The organism is Pantoea sp. X-Soil-MYKO-1785 (genome assembly GCF_059730675.1).
On record NZ_AP036000.1, the window covers coordinates 3,769,944 to 3,795,007 of the forward strand.

The window sequence follows — 25,064 nt, forward strand, 5'->3', positions numbered from 1 at the left end:
TGCATGAAAGGAAATTTAATGCAGCATACCTTCATTGACGTCGAATAGCAGTTCTTCCATTTGCTGATACGCGTTTTCACATCCAGGGATGTTAAACAACACCATCAGCACCACCCATTTGAGATCCTCTAAGTCAAACTCAGGGGTATCAAGCGCCATGACTCGTTCGATAACCATTTCGCGCGTTTCCAGACTCAGCACCTGGATTTGTTCCAGGAAAAGCAGGAAACCACGGCTTTCAGCATCTAAACGGTTGCTCTCTTCATCGGTATAGATGCGCATAGAGAGCGGATCATTTGCCAGCAAAATTGGCGCAACCAGCCCTTCCTGATAGTCGGCCAACCTTTCTAACCAGTTCAACGCGCTGTAAATATCTTCACGATGAAACCCGGCATCCGTCAAGTCATCTGTCAATCTGTCCTGATCAACACCCATTTCTGCTTCGTTGTGGATATATGTCTCAAACAAGTACATGAGTACGTCGAACATGGCATGCCCTCCTTAATCGGACATAGCCGCCGGGTACAGCTGCGATCCATCCTGCTAACTCCAGTTCCAGCAACTGAGCTGAGATAACTGGCACAGGTTGGCCGGCACGTTCAGCGACAACGTCAACAGGTGTAACATCATCACCTACGTTAGCCAACACATCAGCAAATGGCAATGGAGCAACGTCACTGACATCAGAATAAATTTGGTCTGAGTGTGTAAGCGGTAACCAGTTCAGCGCACTCGCCAGATCCTCCAAAATATTATTCGGATGAGCCACCAGCAGCGCCCCCTGTTGAATCAGCCAGTTAACGCCCTCACTCAGCGGATTACCTAATGCGCCAGGCAGTGCGTAGACATTCCGGTTCTGTTCCAGTGCATAACGGGCAGTTACCAGTGAACCGCTCTTCAGCGACGCTTCAACCACCAGCACGCCCAGGCTTAAACCGCTGATAATACGATTACGACGCGGAAAGTTGTGTGGATGGGGAATAGTGGTCAGTGGAAACTCTGAGATAAGCGCGCCGCCCTGCTCAACAATCTCGCCGGCCAGACGCAGATGACTCTTCGGGTAGAGGTGCTGAAGGCCACTGCCTAATACCGCCACCGTTTTACCTCCCACGTTGAGGGCAGCCTGATGCGCCACACCGTCAATACCGCGTGCCAGCCCGCTGGTAATGGTGAGGCCGCTCAGCGCCAGTTGCTGGGTAAACCAGTCGCACCAGTAACGGCCAGAGTGTGACCCGTTACGGCTGCCTACTACGGCCAGCTGAGGATGATTCAGTACACCAGGATCGCCCTGAATATACAGCACCGGAGGAAAACGTGCGGTTTCTGTTAACCGGGCAGGATAACCGGTATCGAGGGCAGTGATCAGATGATGATGGTGGCTGCTTACCAGCCAGTTGCGGACCTCATCCACCCGCTTTTCGGGCAGCGCATGGTACTGCTGGCGTTGCGCGGCATCCAGCCCGGCCAGCGTAAGATTGCCACCTGCGGCGTCCAGATGAGTAGCCATTTCAACCCAGCGTCTGCCGGTCATTCCACTGACCGTAGCCAGCCGTACATAGCGCGCTATTTTGTCCATTTCTGACTCCCTGATCCCGCTGGCTTCCTGCCGCAGAATGCTGTCAATCAGCCCTCAAAAAGTCTACAATATGAGGTAGTAATCTTTTCATAACCGAATACAGATCTGGATATTTATGTCAGTTTTGCAGGTATTACATTTCCCTGACGAGCGCCTCCGCAAAATCGCAGCGCCCGTCAAAGAGGTTAACGCGGACGTTCAGCGTATCGTTGATGATATGTTCGAGACCATGTACGCCGAAGAAGGTATCGGTCTGGCCGCTACTCAGGTGGACATCCACCAGCGCATCATCGTTATCGATGTATCTGAGAGTCGTGAAGAGCGTTTAGTATTGATCAACCCGGAACTGCTGGAAAAAAGCGGCGAAACCGGTATCGAAGAGGGTTGTCTCTCTATCCCTGAACAGCGTGCTTTTGTGCCGCGCGCGGAACGGGTAAAAGTTCGCGCACTGGATCGTGACGGTAACAGTTTTGAACTGGAAGCCAGCGATCTGCTGGCCATTTGCATCCAGCATGAGATCGATCATCTGGAGGGCAAGCTGTTTATTGATTACCTGTCGCCTTTAAAACGCCAGCGAATCAAAACCAGGTTAGAGAAGCTGGCGCGCCAGAACGCGCAGGCTTCCTGAGCATCGAAGAAGGGATAAACGTGTCTGCCCCGCTAAAAATTATCTTTGCCGGCACACCTGACTTTGCAGCGCGTCATCTTGACGCGCTGCTTGCTTCTGAGCATCAGGTAGTTGGCGTATTCACCCAGCCCGACCGTCCCGCCGGTCGCGGTAACAAGTTAACGCCCGGCCCGGTTAAAACGCTGGCGCTGGCACACGATATTCCGGTTTATCAGCCTAAGTCGCTGCGACCTGAAGAGAACCAGCAGCTGGTCGCCGATTTACAGGCCGATGTGATGGTTGTGGTGGCATACGGGCTGATTTTACCGAAAGCGGTGCTCGATATGCCGCGTCTCGGCTGTATCAATGTGCATGGTTCCCTGCTGCCGCGCTGGCGTGGCGCAGCGCCGATTCAGCGTGCGCTCTGGGCGGGTGACAGCGAAACCGGTATCACCATCATGCAGATGGATGTGGGCTTAGATACCGGTGATATGCTGCATAAACTGACCTGCCCGATCACCGCTCAGGATACCAGCGCGACACTGTACGACAAGCTGGCGCAGCTGGGGCCGCAGGGCTTGCTTGATACGCTGAGCTTACTCGCCAGCCAGCAGGCGGTGCCCGAAAAGCAGGATGATTCACTCGCTAATTACGCTGAGAAGCTGAGTAAAGAAGAGGCACGTCTGGACTGGATGCTATCGGCCGAACAGCTCGAACGCTGTATCCGGGCATTTAACCCCTGGCCGATGAGCTTCTTCACGGTTGATGACCAGCCGGTTAAAGTCTGGCAGGCCAGCGTATTGCCCCACAGCGATCATCAGCCCGGTGAAATCATCCGAGCTGATAAGCATGGCATCCAGGTGGCTACCGCTCAGGGTGTGCTTAATCTGTTGCAGTTGCAGCCCGCCGGTAAAAAACCGATGTTGGCTCAGGATCTTCTCAACTCGCGCCGGGAATGGTTTGAAGCTGGAACCCTTCTGGACTGACTCTCTGGCCCGGTCATGCGCCGGGCTTTTTGTTTGATGACAAAACCCTATGAATAAATCAACTAACCTGCGTAGCCTCTGCGCTCAGCTCATTGAACGCGTTGTCGATAAGGGCGAATCGCTCAATACGGCATTACCGGCGGCGCAGAAAAAACTCTCTGATAAAGACAGCGCGTTAGTGCAGGAGATCTGCTTTGGCGTATTGCGTACGCTGCCGCAGCTTGAAGCCTTAATCGGCAAGCTGATGGAGCGTCCACTTACCGGTAAACAACGTGTTCTGCATTACCTGATTATGGTCGGCCTTTATCAGCTGGAATATACCCGCGTTCCTGCTCATGCGGCACTGGCTGAAACGGTTGCCGGTGCTGAGGTCCTGAAACGGACCAGCCTGAAAGGGTTGCTGAACGGCGTTTTGCGTCAGTATCAGCGTCAGAGAGAAGAGTTGCTTGCCAGTATTCAGGAGGGTCCGCAACGCTATCTGCACCCGGGCTGGCTGTTAAAGCGATTACAGCACGCCTGGCCGGAGCAGTGGCAGCAGATCGTAGAAGCAAACAACCTGCGACCGCCGATGTGGTTGCGCGTCAACCGTCAGCATCACCACCGTGACGGATGGCTGGCGATGCTGACCGACAGCGGTAAGCTTGCGCACCCCGCAGCAGATGCACCGGATGCGCTGCGTCTTGAATCACCGGCGCCGGTCGGCCAGTTACCCGGCTTCGATCAGGGCTGGGTGACCGTTCAGGATTTATCAGCCCAGCGCTGTGCGTTGCTGCTGGAGCCGCAGAATGGCGAGCAGATCCTTGATCTTTGCGCCGCGCCAGGCGGCAAAACAACCCACATTCTGGAGGTGGCTCCTGAGGCTCAGGTACTGGCGGTGGATGTGGATGCGCAGCGCCTTAAACGCGTAGATGAAAATCTTCAGCGTCTGGGAATGAAAGCTGAAGTGAAACAGGGTGATGGACGTACCCCACAGCTGTGGTGCGGCGAACGTCAGTTTGATCGTATTCTGCTGGATGCGCCCTGCTCAGCAACCGGCGTCATTCGTCGTCATCCGGATATTAAATGGCTGCGTCGCGATCGCGACATCGCTGAACTGGCGAGGCTGCAAAGCGAAATTCTGGATGCGGTCTGGCCACATCTCAAACCTGGCGGCACCCTGCTCTACGCCACCTGTTCGATCCTGCCGGAAGAGAATCATCAGCAAATTGAAGCCTTTTTACAGCGTCAGTCCAATGCTGAAGCGCAGCCGCTGCGGGATGCGCCAGCCAGTGGCTGGCAGGTCTTTCCGGAGGCTGAAGGCGGAGATGGTTTCTTCTACGCTAAGCTGATAAAAAAAACCGGATGCTAATTGATATGAGCGTTGATGAGCGATGAAAATAATCATTCTGGGTGCAGGACAGGTCGGCGGGACGCTGGCAGAAAACCTGGTCGGTGAAAACAACGATATCACCGTGGTCGATACCGACGCAGCGCGCTTACGTCATCTGCAGGACAAGTTCGATCTGCGCGTGGTACAGGGTCATGGTTCGCATCCGCGGATACTGCGTGAAGCGGGTGCGGAAGATGCCGACATGTTGGTCGCCGTGACTAATTCCGATGAAACCAATATGATCGCCTGCCAGATCGCCTATTCGCTTTTCAATACGCCTAATCGTATCGCCCGGATCCGCGCAGCAGACTATCTGCGCGATGCGGATAAACTGTTTATTCCTGAAGCGGTCCCTATTGATCACCTGATCTCACCCGAACAGTTAGTGATCGATAATATTTACCGACTGATCCAGTATCCCGGTGCGTTACAGGTGGTGAATTTTGCCGAAGGCAAAGTCAGCCTGGCAGTGGTGAAAGCCTATTATGGCGGGCCGCTGGTCGGTAATCCGCTCTCTATCCTGCGTGAGCACATGCCGCACATCGATACGCGCGTAGCCGCCATTTTTCGTCAGGATCGCCCCATCCGTCCGCAAGGCTCAACCATTGTTGAAGCGGGCGACGAAGTGTTTTTCATCGCCGCCAGCCAAAACATTCGGGCAGTGATGAGCGAAATGCAGCGACTGGAGAAACCGTACAAACGCATTATGCTGGTGGGCGGCGGCAATATTGGTTTTGGTCTGGCGCAGCGGCTGGAGAAAAATTACAGCGTTAAGCTGATTGAACGTAATCCACAGCGCGCCGCAGAACTGGCAGAACATCTGCAGGACACCATCGTTTTTTATGGTGATGCGTCCGATCAGGAGCTGCTGGCAGAAGAACATGTCGAGCAGGTCGATCTGTTCATCGCCGTCACTAATGACGATGAAGCCAACATCATGTCTGCCATGCTGGCGAAAAAGATGGGAGCCAAAAAAGTGATGGTGCTGATCCAGCGCCGCGCCTATGTCGACCTGGTACAGGGCAGCGTGATCGACATTGCGATTTCGCCGCAGCAGGCCACCATTTCCGCCTTGCTGGGCCACGTACGTAAAGCTGATATCGTTGGCGTATCTTCACTCCGACGTGGCATAGCCGAAGCGATCGAAGCGATAGCACACGGTGACGAAACCACCTCACGCGTGGTCGGTCGCTCAATTGATGATATTAAATTGCCGCCTGGCACCATCATTGGTGCGGTAGTACGCGGCGATGATGTGATGATTGCCAATGACAACCTGCGCATTGAGCAAGGCGATCATGTCATCATGTTCCTGACCGACAAGAAGTTTGTCTCGGATGTCGAAAGACTGTTCCAGCCGAGTCCGTTTTTCCTGTAACGGCAGCCTGATTACCGGTGAATTAACCCAGCGGGAAACTGCCGCTTAATTCCATGGGATAATGGCAAAAACAGCAGGGTTTGTTAGACTTTAGGGCATTGGCCAGGGCAAGGAGATAAGTATGAGTTTATTCAAAGAGTTTCGTGATTTCGCAATGCGCGGTAACGTGGTGGATCTGGCGGTGGGTGTGATCATCGGTGCCGCGTTTGGCAAGATCGTGTCGTCATTAGTTGCCAACATCATTATGCCGCCGTTGGGTCTGCTGATTGGTGGTGTCGACTTCAAATCGTTTAGCTGGGTGCTTAAGCCTGCGGTCGGTGATACGCCTGCCGTTGTGATGCAGTACGGTGTGTTTCTGCAGACCATCTTCGACTTTGTCATCATCGCCTTTGCCATTTTCATGGCGATCAAGCTGATGAACCGCCTCTACACTAAAAAAGAAGTCGAGAAGCCGGCTGCCAAGCCATCCAATGAAGAAGTCCTGCTGACAGAAATTCGTGATTTACTGAAGCAGCAAAATACCCGGGTTTAAGAAAAATAAGCCGCCTGCCTGGCGGTTTTTTTTCGCGCTGAAAGCAGAAGGCCAGTGATAAGATGCTGTCTTATCACTGGCCTCCCAGCTCTGTCCCTTAACGTGTTTATCTTTGCGTTTAAAACTTCCCTTCCCCTTTTGCTTCTGTTCTATGCGCTGCCGAAATAGTGGATCATGTAACAGTGCTTCAATCGCATTGTCGCGAATCTGCCCTTTAGTATGCTGATATTTACTCATGGTTCCTCCTGTTGGAATCGCAGATACTTTATTCCTTTGGATGAAAAAAACAATATCTCTAACTGCTCAGACTCTCACCGCGTTCGAGGGCTTCGAGAATTGAGCACGAAATGCTACTGTGACTGTCACCACAGCAGGCATCCGACAGATGCTGAAGCGAGCGCTGCATGGTTTCCAGCTCTGCAATCATCTGCGCAACCTCATTGAGTCGTTTTTCAACAATCGACTTCGATTCCTGGCAGGTGTGATGTGCCGGATCAACGCGGATTGATAGCAGCTCCCGGATGGCTTCGAGACTGAAGCCAAGTTTGCGGCCGTAGCGGATAAACTTCAGGCGTTGCAGATCGCTTTCACTGTACAAGCGGAAACCGCCTTCAGTTCGTCCATCATGATCCATCATTTGCTGTTTCTCATAGAAACGGATGGTATCTGGCGTAACGTCGGCGAGTTTTGCCAACTGACCAATCCTGAACATCTATTTCTCCTGATTAAAACGTTGCTGGAGTGCAGTGGCATAGTCACCATGCAGAAAATCGGTGCGCATGCCGGCTTGCTGAAGCCGGAGCTCCAGAACCTTAAGGCGGCGATGCTGATCCTGATAACGTGGATCGGCGGGATCGAGCTGGCGTAGCAAATCGTTAACTTCGATCGCTTCACGACGCAATTCGAGTTCGGGCGGCAGGAAACCGGCGTTCTTTAGCAGGCGATAGCCAGCGCGAAGTTCTGGCGGCACATGACTGTCATCATCAAGCTGAAGCGGCTTACCTTCACCCGGTAGCTGGCTCAGTTCGCCCTTTTCCAGCGCGGCTTTAATGTGTTGCTCTGCAAGTTGATCAACCAGCCACATTGTCGACTCCTCAGCTTAGCGAATTACTCAGCCCTAAAGGTAGTAAATTTTGGGCAATAAAAAACCCGCCGAAGCGGGTTTTTTACTTTACTACAGATTACTCTGCAGCTGCTTCTGCTTGAGCTTCTGGACGATCAACCAGCTCGATGTATGCCATCGGAGCGTTGTCACCAGCGCGGAAGCCACACTTCAGAATGCGAGTGTAACCACCGGCACGGCTCGCGAAACGCGGGCCCAGCTCATTAAACAGTTTTGCCACGATCTCGTTATCACGAGTGCGGGCGAATGCCAGACGACGATTAGCTACGTTGTCGGTCTTGGCAAGAGTAATCAGCGGCTCAACTACGCGGCGCAACTCTTTGGCTTTCGGCAGAGTCGTCTTGATGATCTCATGACGAACCAGAGAGCCAGCCATGTTACGGAACATAGCCTGACGATGGCTGCTGTTGCGGTTCAGTTGACGACCACTCTTACGATGGCGCATGACCTTATCCTTCTCAGTGAAACCTTAACCTGTGATCGGGTTATTCATCAGCAATGCTTGCCGGCGGCCAGTTCTCGAGGCGCATGCCCAGAGAAAGACCACGTGAGGCCAGCACATCTTTAATCTCAGTAAGAGATTTTTTACCCAGGTTAGGCGTTTTAAGCAGCTCAACCTCGGTACGCTGTACCAGATCACCGATGTAGTGGATAGCTTCTGCCTTCAGGCAGTTAGCAGAGCGGACAGTCAATTCCAGATCGTCAACAGGGCGCAGCAGGATCGGATCGAATTCTGGTTTCTCTTCTTTAACTTCCGGCTGACGTACATCACGTAAGTCAACGAAAGCTTCAAGTTGTTCTGCCAGAATGGTTGCCGCACGACGAATCGCCTCTTCAGGATCGATTGTACCGTTGGTTTCCATTTCGATGACCAGCTTATCCAGGTCGGTGCGCTGTTCGACGCGCGCTGCTTCAACATTGTAGGCAATACGGTCTACAGGGCTGTAGCAAGCGTCAACCAACAGGCGGCCGATTGGGCGCTCATCTTCTTCCGAATGAATTCGGGCAGAAGCCGGCACATAACCACGACCACGTTGAACTTTGATACGCATGCTGATAGCGGCGTTCTCATCGGTCAGATGGCAGATCACGTGCTGAGGCTTGACGATTTCGACATCACCATCATGGGTAATGTCGGCTGCAGTCACAGGGCCAATGCCAGATTTATTCAGGGTCAGAATGACTTCATCTTTACCCTGAACTCTTACCGCCAGCCCTTTCAGGTTGAGCAGGATTTCCAGGATATCTTCCTGTACGCCCTCTTTGGTGCTGTACTCATGTAGTACACCATCAATTTCAACCTCGGTCACCGCGCAACCCGGCATGGAAGAAAGCAGAATACGGCGCAGTGCGTTACCAAGAGTATGGCCAAAGCCACGCTCTAAAGGCTCAAGGGTCACCTTGGCGTGCGTCGAACTCACTTGCTCGATATCTACCAGGCGCGGTTTTAGAAACTCTGTCACAGAACCCTGCATTGTGTCCTCTCTTTGGTACTAAGCTTTACTTAGAGTAAAGCTCGACGATCAGGTGTTCGTTAATGTCCGCAGACAGATCAGTACGCTCAGGAATACGCTTGAACACACCTTCCATCTTAGTCGCATCAACTTCCAGCCAGGTTGGCTTTTCACGCTGCTCAGCCAGCTCCAGAGCGGCCTTCACGCGAGATTGCTTTTTGGCTTTCTCACGGATGCTAACGACATCATTCGGAGATACCTGATAAGAAGCGATGTTAACAACGCGGCCATTTACCAGAACAGACTTATGGCTCACCAGCTGACGTGCTTCCGCACGAGTGGCACCAAAGCCCATACGATAAACTACGTTGTCCAGACGGCCTTCCAGCAGAGCCAACAGGTTTTCACCGGTGTTGCCTTTCAGACGTGCTGCTTCTTTATAGTAGTTACGGAACTGACGCTCGAGCACGCCGTAGATACGACGAACTTTCTGCTTCTCACGTAACTGACCGCCGTAATCAGACAGACGCGGTTTACGCGCACCATGCTGACCAGGCGCTTGTTCGATCTTACACTTGGAATCAATCGCGCGAACGCCAGACTTAAGGAATAAGTCAGTGCCCTCACGACGGCTCAGCTTGAGCTTAGGACCCAAATATCTTGCCATTTTCTTTCTCCAACTATCCTAAAAAACGGGCGTTATACGCGACGTTTTTTCGGCGGACGACAACCGTTATGAGGGATCGGAGTCACATCAGTAATATTAGTGATGCGGAAACCAGCGGCGTTCAGTGCACGAATTGTTGATTCGCGACCCGGACCCGGACCCTTAACCATAACTTCCAGGTTCTTAATACCGTAATCTTTTACCGCTTCTGCACAGCGCTCTGCAGCGACCTGAGCAGCAAACGGAGTGGATTTACGTGAACCGCGGAAACCGGAACCACCGGCGGTTGCCCAACCCAGTGCGTTACCCTGACGATCAGTAATAGTAACGATGGTGTTGTTAAAAGAAGCATGGACATGAGCCACGCCATCTGAGACTTGTTTTCTTACACGCTTACGTGCACGAACTGGTGCCTTTGCCATTATTTACTCACCCCGATTATTTCTTGATCGGTTTACGCGGACCCTTACGGGTACGTGCGTTGGTCTTAGTACGCTGACCGCGAACCGGAAGACCACGACGATGGCGCAAACCACGGTAGCAACCAAGGTCCATAAGACGCTTGATGCTCAGGGTGATTTCACGGCGCAGATCACCTTCTACAACGAATTTCGCAACTGCATCACGCAGCTGATCAATTTGTTCTTCAGACAGCTCACTGATCTTAACATTTTCAGCAATACCCGTTGAAGCGCAGATGGCTTTTGAACGGGTTTTACCGATACCGAAGATCGAAGTTAATGCGATAACGGTATGTTTTTGATCAGGAATGTTAATGCCTGCTATACGGGCCACTATGCACTCCTATAATTAAATAAGCACGTCCCATGCTGAAAAGCCCGTTTTCAGGATACTCAAATGGAAACGCACTGACATACAAAAGATTGGCTGGCTAATCTAGCCAGCTCAACCCGACTTTGCAAGAAAAATATGTGACAAAATCAGCCTTGGCGCTGTTTATGCTTTGGCTCGGCGCTGCAGATCACACGGACGACACCGTCGCGACGAATGATTTTGCAGTTACGACATAATTTCTTGACGGAAGCACGAACTTTCATTTTTACTCTCCGTAACTTCTCAACCACCTGAATTAACGGCCGTAGCCCTTCAGGTTAGCTTTCTTCAGTGCCGACTCGTACTGACTTGACATCATCAGAGTTTGCACTTGAGCCATAAAGTCCATGATGACGACCACTACGATGAGCAGTGAAGTACCGCCAAAGTAGAAGGGAACCTTCATCGCATCACGCATGAACTCCGGGATAAGGCAGATAAAAGTGATGTACAGCGCACCGATTAAGGTTAAACGCGTCATAACTTTATCGATGTACTTCGCCGTTTGCTCTCCCGGACGAATTCCCGGTACGAATGCACCAGACTTCTTCAGGTTATCTGCTGTTTCACGCGGGTTGAAAACCAACGCCGTATAGAAGAAACAGAAGAAGATGATTGCAGTCGCATAGAGTAGCACATAAAGCGGCTGTCCTGGCTGCAAATACAGCGAAATTGTTGTCAGCCAGTTCCAACCGGTACCGCCCCCGAACCACGATGCAATCGTTGCCGGGAACAGAATAATGCTGGAAGCAAAAATAGCCGGGATTACGCCCGCCATGTTCACTTTCAACGGTAAATGTGTGCTCTGTGCAGCGTAGACACGACGACCTTGCTGACGTTTTGCATAGTTCACCACAATGCGGCGTTGACCACGCTCAACGAAAATAACAAAGAAGGTCACGGCGAATACGAGTACTGCAACCAACAGCAACAGAAGGAAGTGCAGGTCACCTTGCCGCGCTTGCTCGATGGTATGGCCAATGGCCGGCGGGAGACCCGCAACAATACCTGCGAAGATAATGATCGAAATACCGTTACCGATACCGCGCTCAGTAATCTGTTCGCCCAGCCACATCAGGAACATTGTCCCTGAGACCAGACTCACAACAGCGGTAAAGTAGAAGGCAAAGCCTGGATTCATCACCAGGCCCTGCATTCCTGGCATATTCGGTAAACCGGTAGCAATACCGATCGACTGAAATATAGCCAATACCAACGTACCGTATCGGGTGTACTGACTAATCTTACGACGGCCAGCCTCCCCTTCTTTCTTGATTTCCGCTAACGCTGGATGAACCACCGTTAATAACTGGATGATAATCGATGCCGAAATATACGGCATGATACCCAGTGCGAAAATAGAAGCACGGCTGAGAGCACCACCAGAGAACATGTTAAACATTTCAATGATGGTGCCACGCTGTTGCTCAAGCAGTTTGGCAAGTACAGTGGCATCAATACCAGGGATCGGAATGAAAGAGCCAATACGGAAGACAATCAGTGCACCGATTACAAACAGCAGTCTGCGTTTCAGTTCACCAAAGCCGCCTTTGGCACTTTGAAAATCTAACCCCGGTTGTTTAGCCATCTGCTACTTATTCCTCAATTTTACCGCCAGCAGCTTCGATTGCAGCACGAGCACCTTTGGTGACACGCAGGCCGCGAACCGTTACCGGTGCAGAAACTTCACCAGAAAGAATGATTTTAACAAATTCAATCTGGACACCGATAATATTGGCCGCTTTCAGCGTATTCAGGTCTACGATACCGCCTTCAACTTTCGCCAGATCAGACAGACGAATCTCTGTGGTGATCATTGCTTTGCGAGAGGTGAAACCGAATTTCGGCAGACGACGATACAGAGGCATCTGACCGCCCTCGAAACCGCGACGTACGCCACCGCCAGAACGTGAGTTCTGACCTTTGTGACCACGACCACCGGTTTTACCGAGACCAGAACCGATACCACGACCCAGACGCTTGCTCGCGTGCTTAGACCCTTCGGCCGGAGACAGAGTATTTAGACGCATCTCTTACTCCTCCACTTTAACCATATAGGAAACCGCGTTAACCATACCGCGTACTGCAGGCGTATCTTCACGCTCAACGGTGTGGCCAATACGACGCAGACCCAGGCCAACCAGAGTGGCTTTATGCTTAGGCAAACGGCCAATAGCACTGCGGGTTTGAGTGATTTTAATAGTCTTAGCCATCGTGATTACCCCAGAATTTCTTCAACGGATTTACCACGCTTAGCAGCGACCATTTCCGGAGATTTCATATTGCCCAGGCCGTCGATAGTTGCACGAACCACGTTAATCGGGTTGGTGGAACCATAGGCTTTTGCCAGAACGTTATGAACTCCAGCGACTTCCAGGACGGCGCGCATTGCACCACCGGCAATAATACCGGTACCTTCTGAAGCCGGCTGCATGAACACGCGGGAACCCGTGTGTGCACCTTTAACTGGGTGCTGCAGGGTGCCGTTGGTCAGCGCGACGTTAACCATGTTGCGACGGGCTTTCTCCATCGCTTTCTGGATCGCTGCTGGAACTTCACGCGCTTTACCGTAACCAAAACCTACGCGACCGTTACCATCGCCTACCACAGTCAGTGCTGTGAAGGAGAAAATACGACCACCTTTAACAGTTTTAGAAACACGGTTTACCGCGATCAGTTTTTCCTGCAGTTCGCCAGCTTGTTTCTCGATGTGTGCCATCTTAGACCTCTACCTTAGAACTGAAGGCCAGCTTCACGGGCAGCATCTGCCAGTGCCTGGACGCGACCATGATATTGGAAACCGGAACGGTCGAAAGAAACACCAGTGATGCCTTTTTCGATTGCGCGTTCTGCAATAACTTTACCTACTGCAGCTGCGGCTTCTTTATTACCGGTATACTTCAGTTGTTCAGTGATAGCTTTTTCTACTGTAGAAGCAGCGACCAGAACTTCAGAACCGTTCGGGGCGATTACCTGTGCGTAAATATGACGCGGGGTACGATGTACCACCAGGCGAGTAGCACCCAGCTCTTTGAGCTTGCGACGTGCACGGGTCGCACGACGGATACGAGCAGATTTCTTATCCATAGTGTTACCTTACTTCTTCTTAGCCTCTTTGGTACGCACGACTTCGTCGGCGTAACGGACACCCTTGCCTTTATAAGGCTCAGGACGACGGTAGGCGCGCAAGTCAGCTGCAACCTGGCCGATCAGCTGTTTATCAGCGCCTTTCAGCACGATTTCAGTCTGAGTCGGACATTCTGCAGTGATACCTGCGGGCAGCTGGTGATCGACTGGATGAGAAAAGCCCAGAGACAGGTTTACCACGTCGCCTTTAACGGCTGCACGATAACCTACACCAACCAGCTGCAGCTTCTTAGTGAAGCCTTCGGTAACACCGATAACCATTGCGTTCAGCAGCGCGCGAGAAGTACCCGCCTGCGCCCAGCCGTCAACGAAACCTTCGCGCGGAGCGAAAGTCAGAGCGTTGTCAGCATGCTTAACTTCAACAGCATCATTGATAGTACGAGTCAGCTCGCCGTTCTTACCTTTAATCGAAATTACCTGACCGTTGAGTTTTACCTCTACGCCGGCAGGAACAACGACAGGTGCTTTAGCAACACGAGACATAGTATCCTCCGATTACGCTACGTAGCAGATAATTTCGCCACCAAGACCTGCCTGGCGCGCTGCACGATCAGTCATGACACCTTTAGATGTAGAAACTACAGCGATGCCCATACCAGCCATTACCTTTGGCAGCTCATCTTTTTTCTTATAGATGCGCAGACCAGGACGGCTTACTCGCTGAATGCTTTCCACAACCGCTTTGCCCTGGAAATACTTAAGAGTCAGTTCCAGTTCCAGCTTGGTGTCGCCTTCGATTTTGAAATCTTCAATATATCCTTCTTCCTTCAGAACGTTGGCAATTGCCAATTTCAGCTTGGAGGAAGGCATGGTGACCGCAACTTTGTTCGCGGCCTGACCGTTACGGATACGGGTCAGCATATCCGCGATCGGATCTTGCATGCTCATCTGTGTTACTCCCGTGATTCAATTGGTGACAATTACCAGCTAGCCTTCTTCAGGCCCGGGATTTCACCGCGCATGGCGGCTTCGCGGACCTTGATACGGCTCAACCCAAACTTCCGCAGGAAACCGTGCGGACGACCTGTTTGACGGCAGCGGTTACGCTGACGTGAAGGGCTGGAATCACGCGGCAGACTCTGCAGCTTCAGAACGGCATTCCAACGATCTTCGTCGGAAGCGTTCACATCAGAAATGATCGCTTTCAGTTCAGCGCGTTTTGCGAAGAATTTGTCTGCTAATTTCACACGCTTAACTTCGCGTGCTTTCATAGATTGCTTAGCCATTAAGTAACCCTACCTTACTTACGGAACGGGAAGTCAAAGGCAGCCAGCAGAGCACGGCCTTCATCATCAGATTTCGCAGTAGTGGTAATGGTAATATCCAAACCACGAACGCGATCGACTTTGTCGTAGTCGATTTCTGGGAAGATGATCTGCTCACGTACACCCATGCTGTAGTTGCCACGACCATCGAATGACTTAGCGGACAAGCCACGGAAGTCACGGATACGTGGAACAGCAATGGTGATCAGACGCTCAAAGAACTCCCACATGCGTTCGCCACGCAGAGTTACTTTACAGCCGATCGGATAGCCCTGACGGATTTTGAAGCCTGCAACTGATTTGCGTGCTTTGGTGACCAGCGGTTTTTGACCGGAGATTGCTGCCAGGTCAGCTGCTGCGTTATCCAGCAGTTTCTTGTCAGCGATCGCTTCACCAACACCCATGTTCAGGGTGATCTTCTCGACCCGAGGGACTTGCATGACAGAATTGTAGCCAAACTCTGTCATGAGTTTCTGGACTACTTCGTCTTTGTAGTAATCATGCAGTTTCGCCATCGTACTACTCCAAATTACTTGATAGTTTCGCTGTTAGACTTGAAGAAACGGACTTTTTTGCCGTCTTCGAATCTAAAGCCTACACGGTCAGCCTTACCAGTTGCCGCATTGAACAGTGCAACGTTAGAAACCTGAATTGCAGCTTCTTTTTCAACGATGCCACCTGGTTGGTTCAGAGCCGGAACCGGCTTCTGATGTTTCTTCACCAGGTTGATACCTTCAACGATGACCTTACCAGAAGACAGGACATTCTTAACTTTACCGCGCTTACCTTTATCTTTACCGGTTAACACGATAACTTCGTCGTTACGACGGATTTTAGCTGCCATTGTTCGCTCCTTAGAGTACTTCTGGTGCCAGAGAGATAATTTTCATGAACTTTTCAGTACGAAGTTCACGAGTTACCGGCCCAAAAATACGCGTACCGATAGGCTGCTCACTGTTATTGTTTAAAATAACGCATGCATTACCATCGAAGCGAATGACAGAACCGTCCGGGCGACGAACACCCTTCCTGGTGCGCACCACTACCGCCTTCAGGACATCACCTTTTTTGACTTTACCACGCGGAATTGCTTCCTTGATGGTAACTTTGATGATGTCACCGACGCCTGCGTAGCGACGGTGCGAGCCACCCAGAACCTTGATACACATTACGCGACGTGCACCGGAGTTGTCGGCGACGTTCAGCATAGTCTGTTCTTGGATCATTTTAGTGCTCCGCTAATGTCAACTACTACTTCGGGACCTAAACCTCAGGTCGTTAGAAAGCCCCATAATTGAGGGCGCGGCATTGTAACACCGGTTCTCACAGATGGGTAGAAAAAATAAACGGCTCTCAATCGAGCCGCTGATTTTCCCTGATGACAGGGAGGGCGTATTCTAGGGAATAGTGCGAACAGTAGCAAATGTAATCTGCCTTATTTTTCGTCGCTTCTGTAATAAAGTGTCTGATTGGCCCCACTAACCCGTTTACTGGCCGGTTGGTTATGCTGACGCAGCAGCGCCGGAAGGTCAATTCCGACCAGGTGGCCGTGTCCCCTGGGCCGTTGACGATGCTGTATGCCACCGGCTCCGGATTACAGAACACCCGTGCCGGGGCAAGATCATGCCCCGGCCTCTCCGTCTGGTTCAGGTCGAAAGCCGCCCGCGTGGCCATTGTGCCGGGAGTGAGGATTCCCATCTCAGCACGATTAAACCCTTTCGCGGCTGCCAGCGTCGCCAGCTCAGGTGCCGGAGGCGCTGTCATCGCATCGGGTCCAAAGCCGACACGTTGCAGCAGCATCGCCTGACGCACTGCTGCTGTCATCTCTCTGCGCTGTCATTTAGAAGCAGAGCCATTAACATCCAACCCGACAGGGACAGCGGCATCGCATATATGATGTATCGGGGTGTTCCTCCCCGACCCAGGCCGCATACTGGAGCCGGGACCGAGCGCGACACCCGCTGCGGCTCGCGCAAACCGCTCAATGCCATACCGCTCACGCTTAACGCAGTGCGCATAACAGCCGTTATGCCCTCATTCATCTGCTGTGCCGGCAACATAGGGAATGTCTTAAGGCTAAAACGGATATGGTTATCATTTTCTTCCGGATGAGTTGGCATTGAAACACCCTGGTACGCACCAGCGCAGCAGCGGGACTTACAGCTTTCGGCTGAATGAAAATGACGAGCATGGCGCTATCTCCACACGGAGCATCGCCCCATCGCGGGCACCGTGATAGCGATCTGTCACCCGCCGGGCATCGGTTACCATCGTCGCCTCATCGTTTACCAGCCCATCACGCTCATGCTGCCGTGACTGGCATGGAAATACATTCCTATTCCGGTCGCCGTTTCAATGCTGTCATCTGGCTGGCAGTAGGAATTGAAATACAGGCGATCGCTTATGGTGGGAAAGCTCGTGAGCAGCAGCCCCACCTTCGATATCTGAGTTGAAATGCATATTATCTCTGGTGTCCGGTGCTGCTACAGTGGATAGAGTGGGGTCAGCCAGTTGAACACCTCAGCAGTTTGCACCGCGGGGATAGCCCAGGTTAGGCTCCGGGACACGTAATGATGGGGATTGATCAATCCGGCAATAACGATGTACCTGTACCGCTCGACGATTTCATCCGCGCATTAAGGCACTGGCTCAGCGCCCTACGGCGATGAGAGTATTTGCCTTAATCAGGATGCTGGCGTGACGGATTTCTCGCCGTGCAGCATCCATGCCTATCACAGGCGTGCTTAAATAACAGTGTTCTTTGCATGCTATCACCTGCTGGATGTCATTAACGGGCAATGGATGATAGCGGTAGACCAGACGCTGAGTCACTGATTAGCAGCGCTCTGATATCACACGACGCTCGCGCGCTGACAAGCTGACAAGCTGACAAGCTGACAAGCTAACAATAAGTGTCCGCCTTTTACAGTCCGCAGGCTTAAGCCGTCCTGACCAAAAGCCACAACCTGTTCCACCGCACAGCTGCTCCTCATCTCCGATGATCCTCTGATAAAGGGATCGATGCCCGATCCACAGGCAAAAAAAAACCCCCTGCCGAAGCAGAGGGTTTTCTCAGAAAAAACCATTCTTATTACAGAACAGCTTTCTCAATTACGCGAACCAGGGTCCAGGATTTAGTCTTGGACAGTGGACGGCATTCGCGGATTTCTACCACGTCGCCAATTCCACATTCATTGTTCTCGTCATGGATGTGCAGCTTAGTCGTACGTTTGATGAATTTGCCGTAGATCGGGTGTTTCACGAAACGTTCGATAGCAACAACTGCAGATTTCTGCATTTTGTCACTTACTACACGACCCTGCAGAGTACGGATTTTATCGGTCATTACGAACCCGCCTTCTCAGTCAGTAAAGTCTTAACGCGTGCAACATCACGGCGCACTTGCTTCAGCAGATGAGTCTGCTGCAGTTGGCCAGATGCTGCCTGCATGCGCAGGTTAAATTGCTCACGCAGCAGATTAAGCAGCTCAGTGTTCAGCTCTTCAACGCTTTTTTCACGCAGCTCTGTTGCTTTCATTACATCACCGTCTTAGTTACAAAGGTGGTTTTGATAGGCAGTTTTGCTGCTGCCAGCTTGAATGCTTCACGGGCCAGCTCTTCTGGTACGCCGTCCATTTCATACAGGACTTTACCAGGCTGGATCAGGGCAACCCAATACTCTACGTTACCCTTACCTTTACCCATACGCACTTCCAGCGGCTTCTCGGTGATCGGTTTGTCCGGGAATACTCGGATCCAGATCTTACCTTGACGCTTAACTGCACGGGTCATAGCACGACGTGCTGCTTCGATCTGACGAGCAGTCAGACGACCACGGCCAACAGCTTTCAGACCGAAAGTACCGAAGCTGACATCCGTACCCGCAGCCAGACCGCGGTTACGGCCTTTGTGCACTTTACGGAATTTCGTACGCTTTGGTTGTAACATCAGCGACTCTCCTTACTTACGGCCTTTACGCTGCTGCTTTTTAGGTTGAGCAGCCGGTTCCGGTTGTTCAACAGCAGCCATACCACCCAGGATCTCACCTTTGAAGATCCATACCTTAACGCCGATTACACCATAAGTGGTGTGCGCTTCAGAGGTGTTGTAGTCAATGTCAGCACGCAGAGTGTGCAACGGCACGCGACCTTCACGATACCATTCGGTACGTGCGATCTCGGCACCGCCCAGACGGCCGCTAACTTCAACTTTAATCCCCTTCGCGCCCAGACGCATGGCGTTCTGAACCGCACGCTTCATAGCACGACGGAACATCACACGACGCTCCAGCTGTGAAGTGATGCTGTCAGCTACCAGTTTCGCGTCCAGTTCCGGTTTACGGACTTCAGCGATGTTAATCTGTGCAGGAACGCCAGCGATGTTCGCGACGACCGTGCGCAGTTTTTCTACGTCTTCACCTTTCTTACCGATCACGATGCCCGGACGAGCAGTGTGAATAGTCACACGGATGCTCTTCGCTGGACGCTCGATAACGATACGAGATACAGACGCTTTAGCCAGTTCTTTTGTCAGGAACTGACGTACTTTAAAGTCGCTGTCCAGGTTGTCAGCGAATTCTTTGGTGTTCGCAAACCAGGTAGAGTTCCATGGTTTTACAATACCCAGGCGAATACCATTAGGATGTACTTTCTGACCCATTGCTAGTCTCCAGAGTCTCAGCGATCGGACACAACCACAGTAATGTGGCTGGTGCGCTTCAGGATGCGATCTGCACGACCTTTGGCACGCGGCATAATGCGTTTCATGGTCGGACCTTCATCTACGAAAATTTTCGTGATTTTCAGATCGTCGATATCAGCGCCATCGTTGTGTTCGGCGTTAGCAATGGCAGATTCCAGGACTTTCTTAACCAGTACAGCCGCTTTCTTGTTGGTGTAGGTTAAAATATCCAGAGCCTGCGACACTTTCTTACCGCGAATCAGGTCCGCCACCAGGCGTACCTTCTGAGCAGAAGAACGAGCATGGCGATGTTGAGCAATAGTTTCCATCTCTTCCTCCTACTTATTTCTTCTTGGCTTTTTTATCAGCCGCGTGACCGCGATAAGTACGTGTCGGCGCGAATTCACCCAGTTTGTGACCAACCATTTCGTCGGAAACAAAGACAGGAACGTGCTGACGACCATTATGGACAGCGATGGTCAAACCGATCATGTTAGGAAAGATCGTTGAACGACGGGACCAAGTGCGCAAAGGCTTCTTGTCACCGCTTTCCACCGCTTTCTCTACCTTCTTCAGCAAGTGCAGGTCAATAAAAGGACCTTTCTTGAGAGAACGTGGCATGGCTTATCCTCTAATATTATTTGCTACGGCGACGTACGATAAATTTATCAGTACGCTTGTTGCTACGGGTCTTCTTACCTTTGGTCTGAACGCCCCACGGAGTTACCGGGTGCTTACCAAAGTTACGACCTTCACCACCACCGTGCGGGTGATCAACTGGGTTCATCGCGGTACCACGAACGGTCGGACGAACACCACGCCAACGGGCTGCACCAGCTTTACCCAGAACGCGCAGCATATGCTCAGCGTTGCCGACTTCGCCCAGTGTTGCGCGGCAGTCAGATTCGACTTTACGCATTTCACCAGAACGCAGACGCAGGGTAACGTAAGAACCTTCACGCGCAACGATCTGCACGTAAGCACCGGCTGAGCGAGCAATCTGACCGCCTTTGCCTGGTTTCATTTCTACGTTATGCACGGTAGAACCCACCGGGATGTTACGCATCGGCAGAGTGTTACCTGCTTTGATCGCAGCATCAACGCCAGATTGGATCTGGTCGCCGGCTTTCAGGCCTTTAGGGGCCAGGATATAACGGCGCTCGCCGTCTTTGTACAGAACCAGTGCGATGTTCGCAGAGCGGTTCGGATCGTACTCAAGACGTTCAACAACTGCCGGGATACCATCTTTGTTGCGTTTGAAGTCAACCAGACGGTAAGCCTGCTTATGACCACCACCGATGTGACGGGTAGTGATGCGACCGTTGTTGTTGCGGCCACCGGATTTGCTGTTTTTTTCCAGCAATGGAGCAAACGGCTTGCCCTTGTGCAGCTCTGGGTTCACCACTTTTACGACGTGGCGACGACCCGGAGATGTCGGTTTACATTTAACAACTGCCATTGTCTTTCTCCTCCGACTTACTCAGCGCCGCCGACGAAGTCCAGATTCTGGCCTTCCTTCAGGGTGACGTAAGCTTTTTTCCAGTCGCTACGACGACCGATACGCTGTCCGTGACGCTTAACTTTACCCTTAACGACCAGGGTGTTTACGTCTTTCACTTCTACTTCGAACAGTTTCTCAACAGCAGCAACGATCTCTGCTTTGGTCGCGTCATTAGCTACTTTGAGTACGATGGTATTGGTTTTTTCCATCGCGCTAGATGCCTTTTCAGATACGTGCGGCGCGCGCAGTACTTTCAGCAGACGTTCTTCACGGATCATGCCAGCATCTCCTCAACTTGCTTAACTGCATCAGCAGTCATAACGACTTTGTCGAAGGCGATCAGGCTAACTGGATCGATACCTGATGCATCACGCACGTCTACCTTGTACAGGTTACGCGCAGCCAGGAACAGATTCTCATCCAGTTCGCCAGTGATGATCAGCACGTCTTCCAGCGCCATGTCTTTCAGTTTCTGTACCAGCAGCTTGGTTTTCGGTGCTTCTACAGCGAATGATTCGACAACGATCAGACGATCTTGACGTACCAGTTCGGACAGGATGCTTTTCAGCGCGCCGCGGTACATCTTTTTGTTAACTTTTTGACTGTGGTCCTGCGGCTTCGCAGCAAAGGTCACACCACCTGAACGCCAGATTGGGCTCTTTACAGAACCTGCACGCGCACGGCCGGTGCCTTTTTGACGCCATGGCTTTTTGCCTGAACCGGTTACTTCTGCACGCGTTTTCTGCGCACGAGTACCCTGGCGGGCGCCAGATGCGTAAGCAACAACAACCTGGTGAACCAGCGCTTCGTTGAAATCACGACCGAAGGTAGTTTCGGAAACAGTCAGCGCGCTCTGCGCGTCTTTCAATACTAATTCCATTGCTATCCCCTTACGCCTTCACAGCTGGTTTAACGATCAGGTCGCTACCGGTTGCACCCGGGACAGCACCTTTAACCAGCAGCAGGTTGCGCTCAGCGTCAACACGTACTACGTCCAGACTCTGAACGGTTACGCGCTCATTACCCAGCTGACCTGCCATTTTCTTGCCTTTGAACACTTTGCCCGGAGTCTGGTTCTGACCGATAGAACCCGGAACGCGGTGAGACAAGGAGTTACCGTGAGTCGCGTCCTGGGTACGGAAGTTCCAGCGCTTAACGGTACCGGCGAAACCTTTACCTTTAGAGGTACCGGTTACGTCAACTTTTTTAACTTCAGCGAAAATCTCAACGCTGATGCTCTGACCTACAGAGAACTCTTCACCTTCAGCGGTGCGGAATTCCCACAGGCCACGGCCAGCTTCAACGCCAGCTTTAGCAAAATGACCAGCTTCAGGTTTGTTCACACGGTTTGCTTTTTTAGCACCGGTGGTAACCTGAATTGCCTGGTAACCATCGTTTTCCAGGCCTTTGACCTGAGTAACGCGGTTCGCTTCAACTTCGATTACGGTGACGGGGATAGAAACGCCATCTTCAGTGAAGATGCGGGTCATGCCCACTTTTTTACCGACTAAACCAATCATTGTTTCAACCTCTCAATCGCTCGATGACCTGATTAACCCAGGCTGATCTGCACGTCAACACCGGCAGCCAGATCCAGACGCATCAGAGCATCAACGGTTTTTTCAGTTGGCTCAACGATGTCTACCAGACGCTTGTGAGTGCGGATTTCGTACTGATCACGCGCATCTTTGTTAACGTGCGGAGAGATCAGAACGGTAAAGCGCTCTTTGCGGGTTGGCAGCGGGATCGGACCACGAACCTGCGCACCAGTGCGCTTGGCGGTCTCAACGATTTCCGCGGTTGATTGATCGATCAGACGATGATCAAACGCTTTAAGACGGATACGGATTCTTTGGTTCTGCATGAGACCAGAGCTCCAAACTTTTTATAGACGAAAAAAATTACTACTCGAGCCCATTACGATTGATGGGAGAGTGTAATCGTTCAGCATATAACTCCCCAATTGGGAGTATTGTCAGGCGGCCTAAAATTCTGCCGTCTGCGATTCTGCTCGAATCGCGCCTGCAATATCTGCAGGCCCGCGCATTATACGTAAATCTGCTCAGGAAGCAACCCGTGTTGTGGTTTTAACCGGGTTTATCGTCCGTGCTTTTCAGATCCAGCTCGCACTGCCCTGCCATCCTGCGGTTGAGTCCACCACTTTTATTGTGCGCTGTTTTCCTGTATCAGCATTCCCGTCATGACAGACAACCGGGTTATGCGCAAAGTCACCTCAGACCCGTTGCTGAATCAGGAGCCCTGACCGTGCCGCATTACTTCATGATCGATATTGTCATTTTTATTATCGCCAGCGCTCTGGGTAGTTTTATCGCTCTGGTCTGTCAGCGCTTCTCTCCGACTGATTCGCCCGCCGAGTGGTTCCATTCACTCTGCGTCCCCGGCTCGCAGTGTGAGCACTGTCAGCGCCCCTTGTTATGGCACGATCGTTTACCGCTGATTAGCTGGCCAGCCTTACGCGGTAAATGTCGCGTCTGCCGCCACCCCTTTAGTCCGCACAGCCTGGTTGTCGAAACACTGGTAGCGCTGCTGTGCCTGCTGGCGTTTAGTACCTTTGAACGAATAACCGACAGCCTGTTCATCATTGCCAGCTCGTGTCTGCTACTGGTGCTGGCCGCGATTGACCGCCGGCATTTCTGTCTTCCGGACCCGCTCAACTATATGCTGCTCTGGCTCGGCTTAACTCATGCACTGACCACCGGATCGGGGGCGGCGGCTGTTATCGGCGGCCTGACAGGCTACAGCACGCTATGGCTGCTGGGATGGGGGTATCGGCTAGCCCGGGGCATTGAGGGGCTGGGATATGGCGACATGAAGCTGTTTGCGGCGCTGGGAAGCTGTTGTGGCTGGCAGGCACTTCCCTGGATTGCGGTAGGGGCAACCTCTCTGGCGTTAGGGACGGTACTGGTCGGGCGGTGGCGAGGGTCAACAGAGAGAGGTAACAGCCCGCTGCCGTTTGGCCCATTCCTGGCCATTGCGGGCTGGATGATGATGGTGCTGCAGACGCGGTTTACTCTTCTTTGATCTGCGCCTGCAGGTAATTCTGAATGCCCATTTTGCGGATAAGCTCAAGTTCGGTTTCAATCCAGTCGATGTGATGCTCTTCATCCGCCAGGATTTCAATCATCATGTCCCGACTGACGTAGTCATGGACTTTGTCTGCGTAGGCAATCGCCTCACGCAAATCTTTTGCGCCTTCCAGCTCCAGGCTGAGATCGGAACCCAGCATCTCTTCGACATCTTCACCAATGCGCAGCCGGCCTAGATCCTGCAGATTGGGAATACCCTCCAGAAACAGAATGCGCTCAATGTACTTGTCGGCATGCTTCATCTCATCGATTGATTCATGGTATTCGACATCGTTGAGGCGGATCAGCCCCCAGTTTTTGAACATGCGCGCATGCAAAAAGTACTGGTTGACAGCAACCAGCTCATTTCCAAGCAGTTTATTGAGATGACTGATAACTTTTATATCGCCCTTCATTGTTAACCCTCCGCGTCCGGTTTATTAGAGCGTAGATGCGGTTAAAAAGAAGTCAAAAAAACGCGACAAATAATGTGGTTATTAGCACGCAGCACAGAGTGCATGACGATCGGTCATGTGCTTTATGCTCAGGCTATCTCTTTATACAGCGGGGCATGTTGCATTTCTGCGTCCATGATTTCACGCGCGGCGCGAATACACTTGCCACACTGCTTTCCAACCGGCACAAACTGCCGAAGCTGCTGGATTGATCGGGGCTGATAGCGGCGAACGACTTCACGAAGGGTTTTATCACTAATGGCATTACACAGGCAGACGTACATTGATTCATCACTCTGGTACATTTTCTGTACACAGTGTAAATGCGAATCGTTTTTATTTCAAACCCAGCATTTGTAGGGACATCCCCTTTTCCGACCGGCAAAAAAAAAGAGCACCGAAGTG

General features: G+C 51.9%; 42 protein-coding genes. 6 read left to right on the forward strand and 36 right to left on the reverse strand.

Going from position 1 to position 25,064, the window contains the following annotated elements:
- Positions 1 to 15 precede the first annotated feature (15 nt).
- Positions 16 to 489, reverse strand: coding sequence for a DUF494 family protein Smg (gene smg, locus AC6I8D_RS17835; RefSeq protein ID WP_069729811.1), 474 nt, complete (start codon positions 487 to 489; stop codon positions 16 to 18).
- Positions 461 to 1,576 carry a DNA-protecting protein DprA gene (gene dprA / locus AC6I8D_RS17840; RefSeq protein WP_497820544.1) on the reverse strand — a complete coding sequence of 372 codons (1,116 nt, stop codon included), beginning with the start codon at positions 1,574 to 1,576 and terminating at the stop codon, positions 461 to 463. Before dprA ends, smg begins: the two co-directional genes overlap by 29 nt.
- Before the next feature lie 115 nt (positions 1,577 to 1,691).
- Between dprA and def the strand changes: the two genes are divergently transcribed.
- The 5 genes from def to mscL all read left to right on the forward strand — a co-directional run bounded on the left by def (position 1,692) and on the right by mscL (position 6,448).
- On the forward strand, positions 1,692 to 2,204 hold the full coding sequence (gene def, locus AC6I8D_RS17845) for a peptide deformylase (RefSeq protein ID WP_312057161.1): 513 nt from the start codon (positions 1,692 to 1,694) through the stop codon (positions 2,202 to 2,204).
- Between the two features lie 20 nt (positions 2,205 to 2,224).
- Positions 2,225 to 3,169, forward strand: coding sequence for a methionyl-tRNA formyltransferase (fmt, locus tag AC6I8D_RS17850; protein ID WP_497820545.1), 945 nt, complete (start codon positions 2,225 to 2,227; stop codon positions 3,167 to 3,169).
- A 49-nt stretch (positions 3,170 to 3,218) separates the two neighbouring features.
- Positions 3,219 to 4,517 (forward strand): 16S rRNA (cytosine(967)-C(5))-methyltransferase RsmB, encoded by a 1,299-nt coding sequence (gene rsmB, locus AC6I8D_RS17855; RefSeq protein ID WP_497820546.1) that lies wholly within the window; start codon positions 3,219 to 3,221, stop codon positions 4,515 to 4,517.
- Positions 4,518 to 4,539: 22 nt separating this feature from the next.
- Positions 4,540 to 5,916 carry a Trk system potassium transporter TrkA gene (trkA, locus tag AC6I8D_RS17860; protein ID WP_312057164.1) on the forward strand — a complete coding sequence of 459 codons (1,377 nt, stop codon included), beginning with the start codon at positions 4,540 to 4,542 and terminating at the stop codon, positions 5,914 to 5,916.
- A 121-nt stretch (positions 5,917 to 6,037) separates the two neighbouring features.
- The gene (mscL, locus tag AC6I8D_RS17865) at positions 6,038 to 6,448 is read left to right on the forward strand and encodes a large-conductance mechanosensitive channel protein MscL (protein ID WP_031376667.1); all 411 of its coding nucleotides are present in this window, start codon (positions 6,038 to 6,040) and stop codon (positions 6,446 to 6,448) included.
- Here the strand turns inward: mscL and AC6I8D_RS17870 are convergent.
- From AC6I8D_RS17870 to rpsJ, 32 genes are all read right to left on the reverse strand, one after another.
- The gene (locus tag AC6I8D_RS17870) at positions 6,419 to 6,685 is read right to left on the reverse strand and encodes an alternative ribosome-rescue factor A (protein ID WP_312758929.1); all 267 of its coding nucleotides are present in this window, start codon (positions 6,683 to 6,685) and stop codon (positions 6,419 to 6,421) included. The genes mscL and AC6I8D_RS17870 overlap by 30 nt on opposite strands.
- A gap of 58 nt (positions 6,686 to 6,743) precedes the next feature.
- Positions 6,744 to 7,160 (reverse strand): Zn(2+)-responsive transcriptional regulator, encoded by a 417-nt coding sequence (gene zntR, locus AC6I8D_RS17875; protein WP_312057166.1) that lies wholly within the window; start codon positions 7,158 to 7,160, stop codon positions 6,744 to 6,746.
- The gene (locus AC6I8D_RS17880; protein ID WP_312057167.1) at positions 7,161 to 7,532 is read right to left on the reverse strand and encodes a DnaJ family domain-containing protein; all 372 of its coding nucleotides are present in this window, start codon (positions 7,530 to 7,532) and stop codon (positions 7,161 to 7,163) included.
- Positions 7,533 to 7,629: 97 nt separating this feature from the next.
- Positions 7,630 to 8,016, reverse strand: a complete 387-nt coding sequence (gene rplQ / locus AC6I8D_RS17885; protein WP_009087575.1) for a 50S ribosomal protein L17 — start codon at positions 8,014 to 8,016, stop codon at positions 7,630 to 7,632.
- 40 nt (positions 8,017 to 8,056) lie between these two features.
- Complete coding sequence (locus AC6I8D_RS17890; RefSeq protein WP_003850179.1) at positions 8,057 to 9,046, reverse strand: DNA-directed RNA polymerase subunit alpha; 990 nt, start codon at positions 9,044 to 9,046, stop codon at positions 8,057 to 8,059.
- A 25-nt stretch (positions 9,047 to 9,071) separates the two neighbouring features.
- Positions 9,072 to 9,692, reverse strand: coding sequence for a 30S ribosomal protein S4 (rpsD, locus tag AC6I8D_RS17895; RefSeq protein ID WP_008927131.1), 621 nt, complete (start codon positions 9,690 to 9,692; stop codon positions 9,072 to 9,074).
- Between the two features lie 32 nt (positions 9,693 to 9,724).
- On the reverse strand, positions 9,725 to 10,114 hold the full coding sequence (gene rpsK, locus AC6I8D_RS17900) for a 30S ribosomal protein S11 (RefSeq protein ID WP_004160563.1): 390 nt from the start codon (positions 10,112 to 10,114) through the stop codon (positions 9,725 to 9,727).
- A 16-nt stretch (positions 10,115 to 10,130) separates the two neighbouring features.
- The gene (rpsM, locus tag AC6I8D_RS17905; protein WP_003850176.1) at positions 10,131 to 10,487 is read right to left on the reverse strand and encodes a 30S ribosomal protein S13; all 357 of its coding nucleotides are present in this window, start codon (positions 10,485 to 10,487) and stop codon (positions 10,131 to 10,133) included.
- A gap of 146 nt (positions 10,488 to 10,633) precedes the next feature.
- Complete coding sequence (gene rpmJ, locus AC6I8D_RS17910) at positions 10,634 to 10,750, reverse strand: 50S ribosomal protein L36 (protein WP_004160566.1); 117 nt, start codon at positions 10,748 to 10,750, stop codon at positions 10,634 to 10,636.
- A 32-nt stretch (positions 10,751 to 10,782) separates the two neighbouring features.
- Positions 10,783 to 12,114, reverse strand: a complete 1,332-nt coding sequence (gene secY / locus AC6I8D_RS17915) for a preprotein translocase subunit SecY (RefSeq protein WP_003850175.1) — start codon at positions 12,112 to 12,114, stop codon at positions 10,783 to 10,785.
- Positions 12,115 to 12,121: 7 nt separating this feature from the next.
- Positions 12,122 to 12,556 carry a 50S ribosomal protein L15 gene (gene rplO, locus AC6I8D_RS17920; RefSeq protein ID WP_159861842.1) on the reverse strand — a complete coding sequence of 145 codons (435 nt, stop codon included), beginning with the start codon at positions 12,554 to 12,556 and terminating at the stop codon, positions 12,122 to 12,124.
- A 3-nt stretch (positions 12,557 to 12,559) separates the two neighbouring features.
- A complete protein-coding gene (rpmD, locus tag AC6I8D_RS17925; protein ID WP_031376672.1) occupies positions 12,560 to 12,739 on the reverse strand; it encodes a 50S ribosomal protein L30 in 180 nt (59 codons plus the stop codon).
- A gap of 5 nt (positions 12,740 to 12,744) precedes the next feature.
- Complete coding sequence (rpsE, locus tag AC6I8D_RS17930) at positions 12,745 to 13,245, reverse strand: 30S ribosomal protein S5 (protein WP_003850164.1); 501 nt, start codon at positions 13,243 to 13,245, stop codon at positions 12,745 to 12,747.
- 14 nt (positions 13,246 to 13,259) lie between these two features.
- Complete coding sequence (gene rplR / locus AC6I8D_RS17935) at positions 13,260 to 13,613, reverse strand: 50S ribosomal protein L18 (RefSeq protein WP_031376674.1); 354 nt, start codon at positions 13,611 to 13,613, stop codon at positions 13,260 to 13,262.
- Positions 13,614 to 13,622: 9 nt separating this feature from the next.
- The gene (gene rplF, locus AC6I8D_RS17940; protein ID WP_003850161.1) at positions 13,623 to 14,156 is read right to left on the reverse strand and encodes a 50S ribosomal protein L6; all 534 of its coding nucleotides are present in this window, start codon (positions 14,154 to 14,156) and stop codon (positions 13,623 to 13,625) included.
- 12 nt (positions 14,157 to 14,168) lie between these two features.
- Positions 14,169 to 14,561: a 30S ribosomal protein S8 gene (rpsH, locus tag AC6I8D_RS17945; protein WP_031376675.1), complete on the reverse strand. Its 393-nt coding sequence runs from the start codon at positions 14,559 to 14,561 to the stop codon at positions 14,169 to 14,171.
- Positions 14,562 to 14,593: 32 nt separating this feature from the next.
- The gene (gene rpsN / locus AC6I8D_RS17950) at positions 14,594 to 14,899 is read right to left on the reverse strand and encodes a 30S ribosomal protein S14 (protein ID WP_010618564.1); all 306 of its coding nucleotides are present in this window, start codon (positions 14,897 to 14,899) and stop codon (positions 14,594 to 14,596) included.
- A gap of 14 nt (positions 14,900 to 14,913) precedes the next feature.
- Positions 14,914 to 15,453 carry a 50S ribosomal protein L5 gene (gene rplE / locus AC6I8D_RS17955; protein WP_031376676.1) on the reverse strand — a complete coding sequence of 180 codons (540 nt, stop codon included), beginning with the start codon at positions 15,451 to 15,453 and terminating at the stop codon, positions 14,914 to 14,916.
- 14 nt (positions 15,454 to 15,467) lie between these two features.
- Entirely contained in the window at positions 15,468 to 15,782 is a 315-nt protein-coding gene (gene rplX, locus AC6I8D_RS17960; RefSeq protein WP_003850150.1) for a 50S ribosomal protein L24, read from the reverse strand.
- 10 nt (positions 15,783 to 15,792) lie between these two features.
- Positions 15,793 to 16,164 (reverse strand): 50S ribosomal protein L14, encoded by a 372-nt coding sequence (gene rplN / locus AC6I8D_RS17965; protein WP_006120590.1) that lies wholly within the window; start codon positions 16,162 to 16,164, stop codon positions 15,793 to 15,795.
- Between the two features lie 127 nt (positions 16,165 to 16,291).
- On the reverse strand, positions 16,292 to 16,762 hold the full coding sequence (locus AC6I8D_RS17970) for a hypothetical protein (protein WP_312758923.1): 471 nt from the start codon (positions 16,760 to 16,762) through the stop codon (positions 16,292 to 16,294).
- A 1,267-nt stretch (positions 16,763 to 18,029) separates the two neighbouring features.
- Positions 18,030 to 18,284, reverse strand: coding sequence for a 30S ribosomal protein S17 (gene rpsQ, locus AC6I8D_RS17975; RefSeq protein WP_003850147.1), 255 nt, complete (start codon positions 18,282 to 18,284; stop codon positions 18,030 to 18,032).
- Complete coding sequence (gene rpmC, locus AC6I8D_RS17980; protein ID WP_003850146.1) at positions 18,284 to 18,475, reverse strand: 50S ribosomal protein L29; 192 nt, start codon at positions 18,473 to 18,475, stop codon at positions 18,284 to 18,286. The genes rpsQ and rpmC overlap by 1 nt, the downstream gene beginning before the upstream one ends.
- Positions 18,475 to 18,885, reverse strand: a complete 411-nt coding sequence (gene rplP / locus AC6I8D_RS17985; protein ID WP_008927134.1) for a 50S ribosomal protein L16 — start codon at positions 18,883 to 18,885, stop codon at positions 18,475 to 18,477. The genes rpmC and rplP overlap by 1 nt, the downstream gene beginning before the upstream one ends.
- Positions 18,886 to 18,897: 12 nt before the next feature.
- The gene (gene rpsC / locus AC6I8D_RS17990; protein WP_009087585.1) at positions 18,898 to 19,596 is read right to left on the reverse strand and encodes a 30S ribosomal protein S3; all 699 of its coding nucleotides are present in this window, start codon (positions 19,594 to 19,596) and stop codon (positions 18,898 to 18,900) included.
- A gap of 17 nt (positions 19,597 to 19,613) precedes the next feature.
- Positions 19,614 to 19,946, reverse strand: coding sequence for a 50S ribosomal protein L22 (rplV, locus tag AC6I8D_RS17995; protein ID WP_046289651.1), 333 nt, complete (start codon positions 19,944 to 19,946; stop codon positions 19,614 to 19,616).
- Positions 19,947 to 19,959: 13 nt separating this feature from the next.
- Positions 19,960 to 20,238, reverse strand: coding sequence for a 30S ribosomal protein S19 (rpsS, locus tag AC6I8D_RS18000; RefSeq protein ID WP_001138115.1), 279 nt, complete (start codon positions 20,236 to 20,238; stop codon positions 19,960 to 19,962).
- Between the two features lie 16 nt (positions 20,239 to 20,254).
- Positions 20,255 to 21,076: a 50S ribosomal protein L2 gene (gene rplB, locus AC6I8D_RS18005; RefSeq protein ID WP_031377829.1), complete on the reverse strand. Its 822-nt coding sequence runs from the start codon at positions 21,074 to 21,076 to the stop codon at positions 20,255 to 20,257.
- A 17-nt stretch (positions 21,077 to 21,093) separates the two neighbouring features.
- Positions 21,094 to 21,396 carry a 50S ribosomal protein L23 gene (gene rplW, locus AC6I8D_RS18010; protein ID WP_031377828.1) on the reverse strand — a complete coding sequence of 101 codons (303 nt, stop codon included), beginning with the start codon at positions 21,394 to 21,396 and terminating at the stop codon, positions 21,094 to 21,096.
- On the reverse strand, positions 21,393 to 21,998 hold the full coding sequence (gene rplD / locus AC6I8D_RS18015; protein WP_003850711.1) for a 50S ribosomal protein L4: 606 nt from the start codon (positions 21,996 to 21,998) through the stop codon (positions 21,393 to 21,395). The genes rplW and rplD overlap by 4 nt, the downstream gene beginning before the upstream one ends.
- Positions 21,999 to 22,008: 10 nt before the next feature.
- Positions 22,009 to 22,638, reverse strand: a complete 630-nt coding sequence (rplC, locus tag AC6I8D_RS18020; RefSeq protein ID WP_312057173.1) for a 50S ribosomal protein L3 — start codon at positions 22,636 to 22,638, stop codon at positions 22,009 to 22,011.
- Positions 22,639 to 22,670: 32 nt separating this feature from the next.
- On the reverse strand, positions 22,671 to 22,982 hold the full coding sequence (gene rpsJ / locus AC6I8D_RS18025) for a 30S ribosomal protein S10 (RefSeq protein ID WP_001181005.1): 312 nt from the start codon (positions 22,980 to 22,982) through the stop codon (positions 22,671 to 22,673).
- 395 nt (positions 22,983 to 23,377) lie between these two features.
- On the opposite strand from rpsJ, the gene AC6I8D_RS18030 reads away from it, so the two are divergent.
- A complete protein-coding gene (locus AC6I8D_RS18030; RefSeq protein WP_497820697.1) occupies positions 23,378 to 24,160 on the forward strand; it encodes a prepilin peptidase in 783 nt (260 codons plus the stop codon).
- Here the strand turns inward: AC6I8D_RS18030 and bfr are convergent.
- Positions 24,147 to 24,620, reverse strand: a complete 474-nt coding sequence (bfr, locus tag AC6I8D_RS18035; protein ID WP_312758919.1) for a bacterioferritin — start codon at positions 24,618 to 24,620, stop codon at positions 24,147 to 24,149. The two genes, AC6I8D_RS18030 and bfr, sit on opposite strands and share 14 nt — an antisense overlap.
- Positions 24,621 to 24,748: 128 nt before the next feature.
- Positions 24,749 to 24,943 (reverse strand): bacterioferritin-associated ferredoxin, encoded by a 195-nt coding sequence (gene bfd / locus AC6I8D_RS18040; protein WP_312758939.1) that lies wholly within the window; start codon positions 24,941 to 24,943, stop codon positions 24,749 to 24,751.
- Between the last annotated feature and the right edge of the window lie 121 nt (positions 24,944 to 25,064).